The sequence below is a fragment of the Streptococcus sp. 959 genome (genome assembly GCF_013277075.1).
Classification (GTDB): domain Bacteria; phylum Bacillota; class Bacilli; order Lactobacillales; family Streptococcaceae; genus Streptococcus; species Streptococcus pseudopneumoniae_C.
Map to the genome: position 1 here is coordinate 1 of NZ_VMMF01000026.1, position 13,125 is coordinate 13,125.

The window sequence follows — 13,125 nt, forward strand, 5'->3', positions numbered from 1 at the left end:
GGAAGTTTTTCCCCTGCTGCAAACAAGACGTCTACAACGGGACCGATAACCTGAGCAATTTTACCTGAACTCATCTCCTTCTCCTATTCTATATAAGATACTGTCGGTTCCTAGCTCAACTAGGTCCTAATACTCTTCGAAAATCAAATTCAAACCACGTCAGCGTCGCCTTACCGTACTCAAGTACAGCCTGCGGCTAGCTTCCTTGTTTGCTCTTTGATTTTCATTGAGTATTATTCTTCAACTTCTGTTAAGGTTGCCGCCTTTTCAAGATATTTTTGGTAAGTACCATCATCCTTGAGTTTTTGGATAACCTTGTCCACCACTTCTTTCAAATCAGCACTATTTTTTCTAAGAGCAACTGCATTGGCTTCGCCGTCCTTCATCTTCAAGCTGACAGTTGCGACAGCTAGGTCAGCGTTTTTAGCAGCATAACTAAGGGCAACAGGCTCATCCATGTGAACAGCATCTACTTTTCCAGCCTGTAATTCATTAACAGCTTCACCCATATTGGTTAGGGAAGTCAATTGAGCTTTTGGCAATTGTTCCTTGACCATAGATTCTGGAACAGTCCCTTTTTGGGTCGCAATATTAGCACTTTCTAGGCTAGTTGAATCCTTGTATTTTTCTACATCAGCCTTACGAACCAAGAAACTAATCTTATTTTCATAGTAAGGGATTGAAAAATCAAAGACTTCTTTTCTCTCATCAGTAGCGCTAATTCCTGCAACTGCTAGGTCAGCCTTACCTGTTTGAAGACTGGTCAAAACATTGTCAAAACTCATGCTTGAGATTTCCAACTTCACCCCAAGTTCATCAGCGATAGCTTGGGCCATATCAATATCCGCACCGACTACCTGGTTTTTTCCATCAACCAAGGCTTGGAATTCAAAAGGTGCGTAGTCAGGACTGGTCGCCACAACCAATTTCCCTTTTTGCTTAATGGCCTCAACAGCTGACTGAGAACCATTAGAACCCGACTGGCAAGCTACTAAGAAAAAACTTGCAATAAAACTACATAAAACAAATATCCATTTTTTTGATTTCATAAATAAACAACCTCTCTGTTAATTTTGTATAATTATAACGCTATCCAAGGTAGTTGTCAAGTGTTTTTTGAATTTTTATCTTAAAAATATTTTTTTCATTCAAGAAAAGGAGCTATCAGTTGATTTCAAGCTCCTTTTTATACATATTGAACCTATTTTATAGTTCAACAATCTTACCTGTTTCAAAGTAAACAACCCATTCACAGATATTTTTGGCATAATCTCCAATGCGTTCTAAGAAAGCAATCACTTGGAAGTAATCACGACCTGTAACGATGGCATCTGGGTTTTTCTTGATTTCTTCTGTAGCCAAGTCACGAATGCTATCAAAATAATGGTTGATTTTTTCGTCCATGGCTGCTACTTCATAGGCTTGGTCTACTGAACCATTGAGATAGAGTTCAAGGGCTGCTTCGACAAAGTTCTTGACATCGCGACCCATTCTCTTGATTTCTTCTTCAACAGCTGGGATGCGTTGTTCTCCCTTCATACGGATTGCCGCTTTGGCAATGGAAACAGCATGGTCACCCATACGTTCCAAGTCAGACACGGCCTTCAAGACTGTCAAAACGGTACGCAAGTCCTGAGAAACGGGTTGTTGGAGGGCAATCATTTCAAATGATTTCTTCTCCAACTTCACTTCGTATTCGTTTACTTCTGCATCGTCTTCGATGACTTCCTTGGCCAAATCACGATCATGCGTAACAAATGCACGCACTGTACGATTGATTTGGGATAGCACTTCCTGTCCCATAGCATAGAACTGATTGTGCAATTTCTCTAAATCTTCTTCAAATTGAGAACGTAACATCATTTATCTCCTTATCCAAATTTTCCTGAAATATAATCTTCTGTTTCCTTGTGTTGTGGGTTGAGGAACATCTTCTTGGTATCGTTAAATTCAATCAAATCCCCATCAAGGAAAAATCCTGTCTTGTCAGAGATACGAGAGGCTTGTTGCATAGAACGCGTAACCAAGAGCATGGTGTATTTATTTTTTAGCCCATACAGGGTTTCCTCAATCTTACCAGCAGAGATAGGGTCCAAGGCTGAAGTCGGTTCATCCAAGAGAATGATTTTAGGACTGGTTGCCAAGACACGGGCAACACAGACACGTTGCTGTTGTCCACCTGAAAGCCCGATAGCCGAATCATGCAGGCGGTCCTTGACCTCATCCCAGATAGAAGCACGCTGCAAGGCTTTTTCCACAGCTTCATCCAGAACCTGCTTGTCCTTCACTCCATTGATACGAAGCCCATAAACAACATTTTCGTAGATAGACATAGGGAAAGGGTTTGGTTGTTGGAAAACCATACCAATTTCCTTCCGCAATTCAACTGTATCTGTACGCGGGCTGTAGATGTTGTGGCCATTATAAACCACCGAACCAGTTGTGGTCACCTCTGGATTGAGATCTCCCATACGGTTGATAGCCTTGAGAAGAGTTGACTTCCCTGATCCAGATGGACCAATCAAGGCTGTAATTTCCTTAGGTTGGAAAGATAGGGAAACACTATTCAAGGCCTTTTTTTGATTGTAATAAACGGACAGGTCTGACACCTGTAAAATCGCTTCTGTCATACTGTTTCCTTTCTATCCAAAGTGTCCTGTTACGTAGTCATTGGTTGACTGTAGTTTGGCATTTTGGAAAATATTAGAGGTCTTATCGTACTCGATCAAGTCACCCAAGTAGAAAAATCCTGTGTAGTCACTAGCACGCGCAGCCTGCTGCATACTGTGAGTCACGATGATGATGGTAAAGTCCTTCTTCAATTCCAACATAGTTTCTTCCAGCTGGGCTGTTGCAATCGGATCCAAGGCTGACGCTGGTTCATCCATCAAGAGGATATCTGGTTTAACAGAGATAGCACGAGCGATACAGAGACGTTGCTGCTGACCACCTGATAGGGTCAAGGCTGACTTGTGCAAATCATCTTTGACCTGGTCCCAAAGGGCAGCTTGACGAAGAGAGGTTTCCACAATTTCATCCAAGACTTGCTTGTCCTTAACCCCTGCACGTTCATGGGCAAAAGTGATGTTGCGGTAGATAGACTTGGCAAAGGGATTTGGTCGTTGGAAGACCATTCCGATGTGCTTACGCATCTCATAGACGTTAATTTCTGGACGGTTGACATCAATCCCTTGATAGAGGATTTGACCTGTGACCTTAGCAATATCAATGGTATCATTCATACGGTTGATACTGCGGAGGTAGGTTGATTTCCCTGATCCAGATGGGCCAATTAAGGCTGTAATTTTATTTTTTTCAAATTGCATATCGATGCCCTTGATGGATTCTTTTTTACCGTAGTAAACATGTAAATCCTTAGTAGAGAGGGCCACTTTCTCTTCAGGAAAGGTGATGATATGCTTTTCATCCCAATTATATTTTGACATGGCTTCTCCTTTAGGCAGCGGTTAATTTCTTATGTAGGTAGCTTCCGAGTTTGCGAGCTCCAAAGTTAAAGATGAGGATAAAGATAAGGAGCACGGCCGCAGAACCTGCTGATACGATGGTTCCATCTGGAATGGTTCCTTCGCTATTGACTTTCCAGATGTGGACAGCCAAGGTTTCTGCTTGACGGAAGATAGATATTGGGCTGGTCACACTAAGAATATTCCAGTTAGACCAGTCAAGGGCTGGAGCGGATTGCCCTGCTGTATAGATGAGAGCTGCCGCCTCACCAAAGATACGACCAGAGGCCAAGACAACCCCAGTTACAATCCCTGGAAGAGCTTCTGGAATAACCACATGGACCACAGTCTCCCAGCGAGAAATCCCAAGGGCCAAACCAGCCTCACGTTGCGTATGGTGAACGTGTTTCAAGCTGTCCTCAACATTACGAGTCATCTGAGGCAGGTTAAAGACTGTCAAGGCCAAGGCACCTGAGATGATTGAAAATCCGTACTCAAACTGAACTACAAAGATCAAGTAACCAAAGAGACCTACAACCACTGATGGTAGAGAAGACAAGATTTCAATACAGGTTCTGACAAAGTTGGTCACAGGACCTTTTTTAGCATATTCAGCTAGGAAAATCCCAGCTCCCATAGATAAAGGCACAGAGATAATCAAGGTGATGACCAAAAGGAAGAAGGAATTATAGAGCTGAATTCCAATCCCTCCGCCTGCTTGGTAGGAAGATGATTTGCCAGTCAAGAAAGACCAAGAGATGTGGGGCAAACCACGAACCAAGATATAGAGAATCAAGGATGCCAAGATGGCAACGATAATTCCTGCAATCGAGTAGAGGACAGCTGTTGCAATTTTATCTAATTTCTTAGCGTGCATAGTTTTTCTTTCCTCTTTCTTTCGTAATCAATTTAATCACACTGTTGAAGGCCAAACTCATCAAGAGCAAGACTAAGGCCAGTGACCAGAGAACGTTATTATCAACTGTTCCCATAACGGTATTTCCGATACCCATAGTCAAGACAGAGGTCAAGGTCGCAGCAGGTGTTGTTAGTGAAGTTGGGACAACGGCTGAGTTTCCGACCACCATCTGAATGGCCAAGGCCTCACCAAAGGCACGCGCCATCCCAAAGACCACTGCTGTGAAAATCCCTGAACGCGCTGCCTTCAAGGTCACGCGCCAGATGGTTTGCCAACGAGTAGCCCCCATAGCCAAACTAGCTTCACGGTAGTGACGAGGCACCGCACGCAAGCTATCGGTTGTCATAAAGGTTACCGTCGGTAAAATCATGACAAAGAGAACGAAAATCCCTGACAAAATCCCAAAACCAGTTCCACCAAAGACACTACGGACAAAGGGAACTACGACCTGCAAACCGATAAATCCATATACGACTGAAGGGATCCCGACAAGCAATTCAATAGCTGGCTGTAAGATTCTAGCACCTTTTGGTGAGACCTCGGTCATAAAAACTGCCGCACCAATGGCAAAAGGAGTTGCGATAAGGGCCGATAGAATTGTGACAATAAAGGAACCCAAAATCATTGGAAGGGCACCAAATTGTTTACCTGAAGGATTCCAAGTTTGGCCAAATAGGAAATCAAAGATATTGACCCCATTTACAAAGAAGGTCGACAAACCTTTTTGGGCTACGAAGATCAAAATCATAGCCACAATAATGACAATCAAAGACAGACAGGCAAAGGTCAAGCCTTTTCCAAGTTTCTCTAAACGAGAGTTCTTTGAGGGAGAAAGTAATTTTTTAGCTAATTCTTCTTGATTCATTAGTGACTCCCTTCTAGTGCTGTCACCGTTCCTACAGCATCTTTTTCAACCTTCATTTCCTTGACAGAAATATAGCCCATCCCCTTAACGATTCCGCTTTGCGCTTCATCTGAGAGGACAAAGTTGAGAAACTCTGCTACCAATTCGTTCGGCTGACCTAGGGTATACATGTGTTCATAAGACCACAAAGGCCAGTTATTGGTTGTAACATTTTCTGCAATCGGCTCATAGCCATTCAACTTCATGCGTTTCACCGAGTCATCCACATAGGCAAAGGCTAGGTAAGAAATGGCTCCTGGTGTCTGGGAAACAATGTTTTTGACCATCCCATTTGAATCCTGTTCTTGACTCTGCACAGCAGACTGACCATCCATGATGACACTATCAAAGGTTGCACGCGAACCTGAACTTGCCGCACGGTTGATAATAGAAATAGCTAGGTCTTTCCCACCGACTTCTTTCCAGTTGGTCACTTGACCTGTGAAGATGCTACGGAGTTGTTCAGTTGTCAGATTTTCAACGTCAACTTCCTTATTTACAATTACTGCCAAGCCAGCTACGGCTACCTTATGGTCCACTAGAGCAGATGCGTTGATACCGTCTTTTTCCTCGGCAAATACGTCTGAATTTCCTACGTCAACAGCTCCAGATTGAACCTGAGACAAACCTGTACCAGATCCTCCACCTTGGACGTTGACTGTTTTTCCAACGTGCATAGAGCCAAATTCATCTGCTGCTGCTTCGACCAAGGGCTGAAGAGCCGTTGAGCCAACAGCTGTCATGGATTCTCCACGGTCAATCCAGCTAGCACATCCCGCCAAAGAACCTGCCAGCAAAAGAGCTGCAAGGGATAGAGCGAGTTTTTTCCTTTTTTTCACTGTTTTTCTCCTTGAAAATAATGGTGAATGCTGTGAATTTTTTCAACTATTTATTTATGTTTTTCTTTTGAAAATTGGGAGCCAACTGAAGTTGCTAGCTTGATTTTACTAGTAATTTTCTCAGTTGCCTTGCCCACCAATTTTGACTTAAAATGAAAGACAATTTGAAAAAAATCCATACTTCCACTATAACATAGACAAGCTACTTTGACTAGCATTTTCACTTGAATCTGAGGCCTTTTGGAAAATAATTTTTCAAAACATTTCCAGTCACCTTAGCAAAGCCCAAACCGTTGCCCTGAACCAAAACTTGGTACCAACCATTTGGCAGACTTTCCGCCAGCTGAACAGTTTCTCCAGCCACATACTTTACAAACTCTTCTTGATCAATTTCAACCGACTGCTTGACCTGACTCGGTTTTAAGGCTAGGCCAAGAGCGAAACTGGGTTCAAAGCGTTTCTTCTTAAAGGTACCCAGATGCAGGCCATTCCTAGCAATCTTGAGCTTCCCTAAATCTGGCAAAAGTTCTGGCAAGAGATAGAGTTGGTCTCCAAAAGTCTGCAAGATACCGTGTAAATTGACCTTCAAGTGGTTTTGGGCAAATTCCTGCCACAGGGAAACTTGTTCACGGCTAAGATTGCTCTTACTTACCTTAAATTTAGGAGCTGGATTTTTACCCTTAAACTGTAAATGGGCTACAAACTGCCCCTCTCCCTTAAAATGATGAGGATACATCCGAGCCGTTTCTGGCAGGTCAATGCCAGCTACCATTCCATTGATATGCTCAACTGGCAACAAGTCAAAATCATACTCTTCCAGTAACCAATTGACGATCTCTTCGTTTTCCTCAGGTGCCCAGGTACAGGTCGAATAAACCAGACGACCACCTTCAGCTAGCATGGTCACCGCATCCGCTAAAATCTCTCTTTGCAAACTAGCACATTGACCCGGATAATCGAGACTCCAATAATCCATAGCATCTGGTTGCTTACGGAACATTCCTTCACCCGAGCAAGGGGCATCAAGGACAATAAGGTCAAAATAGCCTTTAAAGACCTTGGCCAAGCGGTCGGCAGATTCATTGGTCACCACGACATTTGTCGCTCCAAAGCGCTCCATGTTTTCTACTAAAATCTTAGCCCGTTTACTTGAGATTTCGTTGGAAACAAGGAGACCCTCTCCTGCTAAATAGGCTGCTAGCTGAGTTGATTTACCACCTGGAGCAGCGGCCAAATCCAAGACCTTCATTCCAGGACTGGGTTGGGCTACCTGAGCCACCATTTGAGCAGCGGGTTCTTGCGAATAAACTAAACCAGTAGCATGCTCAGGCGATTTTCCTGAAACCTTCCCATAGTGGCCCCAAGGGGTTTGAGGAATAGGATCAGAAAATAAAGCTTGCACTTCTTTTAAAGGATTGACTCGAAAGGCCGAAACCGCTTCCTCCTCAAAAGAGGCAAGAAAATCTCTTGCCTCATCTCCTAGTATCTCTTCATATTTTTCAACAAATCCTTCTGGAAATTGCATTTAAGTTCTTTTCCTTTCGTAAATATAGGACTGAATTTCCTCCTGCATCTCAAGAGGAACCATCATGACCGGCTGCCTGGTTTGAAAATCAGGAGCTTCACCAGAAAGGGTCACCACCCGATAGCCCAGACTTTCCCCTAAAATACTAGCCGCGGCATAATCCCATGGTTGCAAATAGGTGACATAGGTCAACAAACGCCCTGACAAAATCTTGGCAAAACTAATGGCCGCACTTCCATAGACACGTACACCAAGAACCGCTCGACTCAAATCAGCCAGCCCCCATTCATTGGTTTCCAGCATGCCACTATTTCCTGCAATGAGAAAATCTCCAAGTGGTTTTGCTTTAAAGGGAGCTAGAGGCTGATCATTTCGAAAAACTGGAAACTTACCACCACCGTGATAACAATCCCCTTTGACCACATCATAAATCAGACCAAACTGTCCCTGACCATTTTCAAAATAAGCCATCATGACAGCAAAATCTTCCTGCTGGGCTACAAAGTTATTGGTACCATCAATCGGATCAATAACCCAAACCTTGCCCTCTTGAACCGAGGCTCGCAGACACCCTTCTTCAGCACAAATCTTATCCTCAGGATAACGGGATAGAATTTCACCAACCAAGAGTTCCTGAACTTCCTTGTCCAGTCTGGTCACCAAGTCTGTCGGAGAGGACTTGGTTTCAACACGCAAATCTTCCTGCATATGGCCAAGGATGTACTGGCCTGCTTTCTTAATTAACTCTTTAGCAAATTCAAATTTACTTTCCAAGAGAAATCTTCCCTTCCCCTTTTTCCTTGGCAGCCTGAACCGCTCGATAAAGCGAATAGCCACTAACCGTTTCAAATTCTCGTCCCAAACGCTTCTCTTCACTCTTGCTTGGCACAACCAATTTGAATCCCTTATAGGAGTTTAGTAACTTTTTAGCCTCTACCTTGCCTTCATAGGCAGCTTCAACATCATTAAAAAAAGAAAGCACTGAAGCAAGTTCTTCAGTGCTCCACGACAAATCTAGTGGGTAACTATACTGTTTGTTCATTAACTAATACCAGCTCTCATTCTTGCTTCTTTTAGTTCTTGCTTACGATAACTACGAGGGAGAAAAGCACGAATCTCATCTTCATTAAAACCGATCTGCATGCGTTTGGCATCGATAATAATTGGGCGACGCAAAAGACTAGGATACTGCTCAATCAAATGAAGCAATTCCGATACCGAAATACTTTCTACATCAATATCTAATTTTTGAAAAATTTTTGAACGAGTTGAAATGATGTCATCAGTACCATTTTCGGTCAAGGAAAGAATGTGTTGCAATTCCTTTCTTGTTAAGGGACTGGTCATAATATTGTGCTCCTCAAAGGGCACCTTATGTTTTTCTAACCAGGCCTTTGCCTTACGACATGAAGTACAGCTCGGTGATAGAAATAGTGTAATCATGCTTTTCTCTTCTTATCTATACTTTGCTACTTCTATTATACAAAAAAATAAAGCGCTTGACTAGCGATTTTTAGAAAAAAAGCCTATTTTTCAAGAAAAATAGACTGTTTGCGAACGATTGATACTATTCAGAATTAGTTAATTCACTCTTAACGATGGTTTCAAATGATATACATGTTTATATATACAAATTAAAAATAGCTTTCGTTTCACTTCCTAAGACTTTTCAGATAAAGATAGCCAAAAAAGCTTTCATAGAGGGCGAAAAAGAGGAGGAAGGCATGGAGGAAGAAGGTCTCTGGTAAAATCAGAATAACAGGATCCTTGGCTGGGTCAAAAAGCCAGGTATCATCTCCCACAAAGAGAATTTGATGGAAAAGGGTAAAGAATTGATCAAAACCAATCAAAACTCCCCCAAGCCCAATCAGCAAAGGCAAGACCACTAGAGTCAAAAGCCCTTTACTAAATAGAGACAAAAAGCCCTTTTTCACAATCCCTTTGACAAAGAAATAGAAACTTGGCAGTGTCACTAAAGCTACTAGCTGAACCAAGTGAAAGAGGTTTTTGACCACCGTAAAATGGTGTAGCCCAGCTGCTGACGAACGAAAATCCGGCATCTGTAAAATCTGACTAAAAGGATTGGTCAGGTAAGTCATCAAAATATGAAAGTTGTACTGAATGGTTTCTGGTTTTAGATAAACCCGATTCGTTAGTTGCAACCACTGAATCTCCAGCGGATAGAAGACCCAAGCCAGATAGATAGTCAGAAGGATTGACAGGGAGAGGAGAAAGAGCATAGAGCCCCAAAAGGTCAATTTAGTTTTCATCAAAATCCCACTCCGCAAGACTAGAAACCACATGAGTCGGTGCGATTGGCAGGTCTGCTACTTCTTCTGCCTTGGTAAAACCTGTCGTCACCAAGAGCGTTGGAATGCCATTATCAATCCCAGCCCGGATATCAGTCAGGTAATTATCTCCGACCATGACTAACTCTTCACGTTCCAAACCTAAGTGCTCAACCGCCTTATCCATAATGATGGCATTTGGTTTCCCGATATAAACAGGCTTCACTCGTGTTGCCACTTCAAGCAGAGTTATCAGTGAACCAGCACCAGGCAAAAGACCGCGTTCTGTCGGGATGTTGAGGTCAGGGTTGGTTCCGATAAAGTGAGCTCCCTTTTGAATCGCAAGAGTTGCTGTCGCAAATTTTTCATAGTCGACCTGCCAGTCCAGACCTACTACCACATAGGCAGGATTTTCCTTGTCTTCCACATATCCAGCCGCCTTGATGGCTTCCTTGAGCCCTGCTTCTCCGATGACATAGACGGTCTTTTCAAGCCCCAAGTCGTTCATATAGTCGATAGTCGCCAAAGTCGCTGTGTAGACAGTCGACAGGGGCGTATCGATATTAAAATTCTGAGTCAACATTTCTTGAACACTCTCTGGAGTGCGGGTTGTATTGTTGGTCACAAAAAGATAAGGGATGTCCCGCTTTTGCAATTCATGGACAAAAGCCTCCCCTGCTGGAATTCGGTCTTTCCCCTTATAAATGGTTCCGTCTAAATCAATTAAATAGCCTTTATATTTCATCTATCTCTCCCTAATCCTTTTTTATTTCTTGCCAAGTGATGATTGCTTGGGCATTAGTAGAACCGTCGCTTGTAATCTCATGCTCGCTTTCCAGTCCAGTCCGTTCAACAGCCGATGTAATCACACCACCTGGTCGAACTTCCTTAACGTACTTAAGGTTGATTTTCTTGGGAATATATTGGGTCAAAAAGTCCGCTCCCATGACCTCAAAAATCCAGTCTAAGTATTTACTGTTATTGACATGACCATTCATATCTAAATCGTAAAAACGGACATGGTAATCCTTGCTGATTGGCTCTTCCAAGGACTCGTACTTCGGACCACGAATAAGCTTTTTATCAAACTCAGACTGGTAAGGAGCCACAATATCAGGTTCTACTGCATGGACTTTTCGACTGTCTCGATCCATGAGAACAAAGGTCACCATCATGTGGATGAGCTCCTGACCTGCTTCATCATAAATGGTAAAGCGACGGTAGCAAAAAAGTCTATTGTAGCTTAGGGCTTCCGTTTCGATAGTGATTTTTTCCGCAAAACGAGGCAAACGAACCACCTCAATATCATAGTCTGTGATAATCCAGACAAGATTATAGTTTTCCAAAATGGCCTTATCACTAACTCCCAACTCAATCGACTGCATCCCTGAAACTTGCAAGGAGAGCAAAATCACATCTGGAAGCTTGATATGACCATTCATATCAGCCATATCAAAAGGAATTTTCATTTTCATTTGATAAGTTAAGCCCATCATCCTACTCCAAAATAAATCGTTCTGCTACAGTATCTCCTAAAAAGAGACCTCTTTTTGTCATGCGAACTCGGTCACCCTCTATTTGCATGAGACCTTGTTGAACCAAATCCTTGACAATTTCTCCATAAAGTCCATCAAAAGACCGTCCAAATTTTTCCTCAAATCGCGCCATCGAGACCCCTGATTTCTTGCGAAGGCCCAAGAACATCTCTTCTTCCATTTGCTCCTTTTGACTCAGGTGCTCTTCTATAATACGCGCATTGCCTTCCTCAACTGCACTCAGATAATGACGAATCGGACCATGGTTTTTATAGCGCACTCCTTTGACATAACCAGATGCACCAGCACCGATGCCATAGTATTCAGCATTGTCCCAGTACATGAGATTGTGACGACTTTCAAAACCGGGTTTGGAGAAATTGGAAATCTCATAATGCTCAAAACCAGCTCGCTCCAGCTCTGCGATGATGTACTCAAACATCTCCGCTTCTAGTTCCTCCTTAGGCAGAGGCAATTTCCCACGTCGCATACGGTTCATAAAGACCGTATGATTTTCTAAAATCAAGCTATACAAACTCATATGGGGAATATCCAGTCCAATGGCCTTAGCCACATTTTCCTTGACTTGCTCCATGGTCTGACCAGGTAGCGCATAAATCAAATCAATGGAGATGTTGTCAAAACCAGCCAGTTTCAGACGGTCGATATTTTCATAAATATCCTTCTCCAAATGACTGCGCCCAATCTTTTTCAGCATCTTGTCATCAAAAGTCTGTACACCTAGCGAAACACGATTGACAGGCGAATTCTTCAACACAGCAATCTTATCCTCATCCAAGTCCCCTGGATTGGCTTCAATGGTCAATTCTTCCAAGGCAGACAAGTCCATGTTTTTAGTCAAGCCCTGCAATAACACCTCCAGTTGCGGAGCTGAAAGGGCTGTTGGTGTACCACCACCGATATAGAGGGTTCTCAACCTTTGAATATCATAAGATTGAAACTCTTCTAACAGATGCTCCAAATAGCTATCTACCGGCTGATTTTTGATGAAAACCTTTGAAAAGTCACAATAATAACAAATCTGGGTACAAAATGGGATGTGCACATAGGCTGATGTTGGTTTTTTCTGCATAGTAATTATTATACCACAAAAAGCGAACAATACTTAGAATTCCGTTTAACAAAATCCTAGCATTGTTCGCTTTCTTTATCTAATCATTCTTTGTATTTTATGGATAAAACAACTATCAGAATCAATCTAGTTCGTTGTTAAAACACAAAAGAATGAATGTTCATCTGACTAAATTTTTAGTCTTCTTTTTTCTTACGAGCTACAAGTCCAAATCCACTCAATAGTCCAAGAAGTCCTAGAGATGCAAGAGCAGCATTTGATTCTGTTCCTGTATTTGGCAATACATTTTGAGAATCATTTGACTTAGCTCCATTAGTATCAGGTTTGACTGGCATATCAGGTGTCACTGGTGCAACTGGTGTTTCAGTTGTTGGTGTTTCTGGTGTGACCTTAGCTGGTGTTTCTACTGGAACTTCAACTGTTGGTTGACCTGGTTCAGTAATCTTAGCTGTACCTGGAACTTTACCTTCTGGTAATTCACTGTTTGGTACTTTACCTTTACCGTCTTCACCAATTGTAACTGTGATTGGCTTGCCATCTTTACCTGGGATTTCTACC

At 42.6% G+C, this 13,125-nt stretch carries 16 protein-coding genes; all 16 read right to left on the minus strand.

The window, feature by feature from the left end:
• Nucleotides 1-233: 233 nt before the first annotated feature.
• Nucleotides 234-1,049 carry an ABC transporter substrate-binding protein gene (locus tag HT717_RS08090; RefSeq protein ID WP_173304930.1) on the minus strand — a complete coding sequence of 272 codons (816 nt, stop codon included), beginning with the start codon at nucleotides 1,047-1,049 and terminating at the stop codon, nucleotides 234-236.
• A 157-nt stretch (nucleotides 1,050-1,206) separates the two neighbouring features.
• The gene (gene phoU, locus HT717_RS08095; RefSeq protein WP_000946458.1) at nucleotides 1,207-1,860 is read right to left on the minus strand and encodes a phosphate signaling complex protein PhoU; all 654 of its coding nucleotides are present in this window, start codon (nucleotides 1,858-1,860) and stop codon (nucleotides 1,207-1,209) included.
• A gap of 11 nt (nucleotides 1,861-1,871) precedes the next feature.
• Entirely contained in the window at nucleotides 1,872-2,630 is a 759-nt protein-coding gene (gene pstB / locus HT717_RS08100; RefSeq protein ID WP_000133485.1) for a phosphate ABC transporter ATP-binding protein PstB, read from the minus strand.
• 12 nt (nucleotides 2,631-2,642) lie between these two features.
• Nucleotides 2,643-3,446, minus strand: coding sequence for a phosphate ABC transporter ATP-binding protein PstB (pstB, locus tag HT717_RS08105; protein ID WP_173304932.1), 804 nt, complete (start codon nucleotides 3,444-3,446; stop codon nucleotides 2,643-2,645).
• A gap of 10 nt (nucleotides 3,447-3,456) precedes the next feature.
• On the minus strand, nucleotides 3,457-4,341 hold the full coding sequence (pstA, locus tag HT717_RS08110) for a phosphate ABC transporter permease PstA (protein ID WP_000543046.1): 885 nt from the start codon (nucleotides 4,339-4,341) through the stop codon (nucleotides 3,457-3,459).
• Entirely contained in the window at nucleotides 4,331-5,248 is a 918-nt protein-coding gene (pstC, locus tag HT717_RS08115; protein WP_001070903.1) for a phosphate ABC transporter permease subunit PstC, read from the minus strand. Before pstC ends, pstA begins: the two co-directional genes overlap by 11 nt.
• Nucleotides 5,248-6,126, minus strand: coding sequence for a phosphate ABC transporter substrate-binding protein PstS family protein (locus tag HT717_RS08120; protein WP_004259857.1), 879 nt, complete (start codon nucleotides 6,124-6,126; stop codon nucleotides 5,248-5,250). The genes pstC and HT717_RS08120 overlap by 1 nt, the downstream gene beginning before the upstream one ends.
• A 220-nt stretch (nucleotides 6,127-6,346) precedes the next feature.
• Nucleotides 6,347-7,651 carry an RsmF rRNA methyltransferase first C-terminal domain-containing protein gene (locus HT717_RS08125; protein WP_173304934.1) on the minus strand — a complete coding sequence of 435 codons (1,305 nt, stop codon included), beginning with the start codon at nucleotides 7,649-7,651 and terminating at the stop codon, nucleotides 6,347-6,349.
• A complete protein-coding gene (locus HT717_RS08130) occupies nucleotides 7,652-8,425 on the minus strand; it encodes an inositol monophosphatase family protein (protein WP_173304936.1) in 774 nt (257 codons plus the stop codon). It lies immediately after the preceding gene.
• Complete coding sequence (locus HT717_RS08135; RefSeq protein ID WP_061087777.1) at nucleotides 8,415-8,693, minus strand: UPF0223 family protein; 279 nt, start codon at nucleotides 8,691-8,693, stop codon at nucleotides 8,415-8,417. The genes HT717_RS08130 and HT717_RS08135 overlap by 11 nt, the downstream gene beginning before the upstream one ends.
• Entirely contained in the window at nucleotides 8,693-9,094 is a 402-nt protein-coding gene (locus tag HT717_RS08140; protein WP_000631254.1) for a Spx/MgsR family RNA polymerase-binding regulatory protein, read from the minus strand. The genes HT717_RS08135 and HT717_RS08140 overlap by 1 nt, the downstream gene beginning before the upstream one ends.
• A gap of 209 nt (nucleotides 9,095-9,303) precedes the next feature.
• A complete protein-coding gene (locus tag HT717_RS08145; RefSeq protein WP_173304938.1) occupies nucleotides 9,304-9,921 on the minus strand; it encodes a TIGR01906 family membrane protein in 618 nt (205 codons plus the stop codon).
• Complete coding sequence (locus HT717_RS08150; RefSeq protein WP_173304940.1) at nucleotides 9,911-10,684, minus strand: TIGR01457 family HAD-type hydrolase; 774 nt, start codon at nucleotides 10,682-10,684, stop codon at nucleotides 9,911-9,913. The genes HT717_RS08145 and HT717_RS08150 overlap by 11 nt, the downstream gene beginning before the upstream one ends.
• A gap of 10 nt (nucleotides 10,685-10,694) precedes the next feature.
• Nucleotides 10,695-11,432, minus strand: coding sequence for an acyl-[acyl-carrier-protein] thioesterase (locus tag HT717_RS08155; RefSeq protein WP_173304942.1), 738 nt, complete (start codon nucleotides 11,430-11,432; stop codon nucleotides 10,695-10,697).
• Nucleotides 11,433-11,436: 4 nt separating this feature from the next.
• The gene (gene hemW, locus HT717_RS08160; protein WP_173304944.1) at nucleotides 11,437-12,567 is read right to left on the minus strand and encodes a radical SAM family heme chaperone HemW; all 1,131 of its coding nucleotides are present in this window, start codon (nucleotides 12,565-12,567) and stop codon (nucleotides 11,437-11,439) included.
• A 176-nt stretch (nucleotides 12,568-12,743) separates the two neighbouring features.
• A partial coding sequence (locus tag HT717_RS08165) for an LPXTG cell wall anchor domain-containing protein (protein ID WP_173304946.1) occupies nucleotides 12,744-13,125 on the minus strand: 382 nt, incomplete at its 5' end.

What these genes read in the sequence shown, in the direction of transcription:
- HT717_RS08090 (WP_173304930.1), bottom strand. Translation starts at nt 1,049, where the DNA reads ATGAAATCAAAAAAATGGATATTTGTTTTATGTAGTTTTATTGCAAGT.
- phoU (WP_000946458.1), bottom strand. Translation starts at nt 1,860, where the DNA reads ATGTTACGTTCTCAATTTGAAGAAGATTTAGAGAAATTGCACAATCAG.
- pstB (WP_000133485.1), bottom strand. Translation starts at nt 2,630, where the DNA reads ATGACAGAAGCGATTTTACAGGTGTCAGACCTGTCCGTTTATTACAAT.
- pstB (WP_173304932.1), bottom strand. Translation starts at nt 3,446, where the DNA reads ATGTCAAAATATAATTGGGATGAAAAGCATATCATCACCTTTCCTGAA.
- pstA (WP_000543046.1), bottom strand. Translation starts at nt 4,341, where the DNA reads ATGCACGCTAAGAAATTAGATAAAATTGCAACAGCTGTCCTCTACTCG.
- pstC (WP_001070903.1), bottom strand. Translation starts at nt 5,248, where the DNA reads ATGAATCAAGAAGAATTAGCTAAAAAATTACTTTCTCCCTCAAAGAAC.
- HT717_RS08125 (WP_173304934.1), bottom strand. Translation starts at nt 7,651, where the DNA reads ATGCAATTTCCAGAAGGATTTGTTGAAAAATATGAAGAGATACTAGGA.
- HT717_RS08135 (WP_061087777.1), bottom strand. Translation starts at nt 8,693, where the DNA reads ATGAACAAACAGTATAGTTACCCACTAGATTTGTCGTGGAGCACTGAA.
- HT717_RS08140 (WP_000631254.1), bottom strand. Translation starts at nt 9,094, where the DNA reads ATGATTACACTATTTCTATCACCGAGCTGTACTTCATGTCGTAAGGCA.
- HT717_RS08145 (WP_173304938.1), bottom strand. Translation starts at nt 9,921, where the DNA reads ATGAAAACTAAATTGACCTTTTGGGGCTCTATGCTCTTTCTCCTCTCC.
- HT717_RS08150 (WP_173304940.1), bottom strand. Translation starts at nt 10,684, where the DNA reads ATGAAATATAAAGGCTATTTAATTGATTTAGACGGAACCATTTATAAG.
- HT717_RS08155 (WP_173304942.1), bottom strand. Translation starts at nt 11,432, where the DNA reads ATGGGCTTAACTTATCAAATGAAAATGAAAATTCCTTTTGATATGGCT.
- hemW (WP_173304944.1), bottom strand. Translation starts at nt 12,567, where the DNA reads ATGCAGAAAAAACCAACATCAGCCTATGTGCACATCCCATTTTGTACC.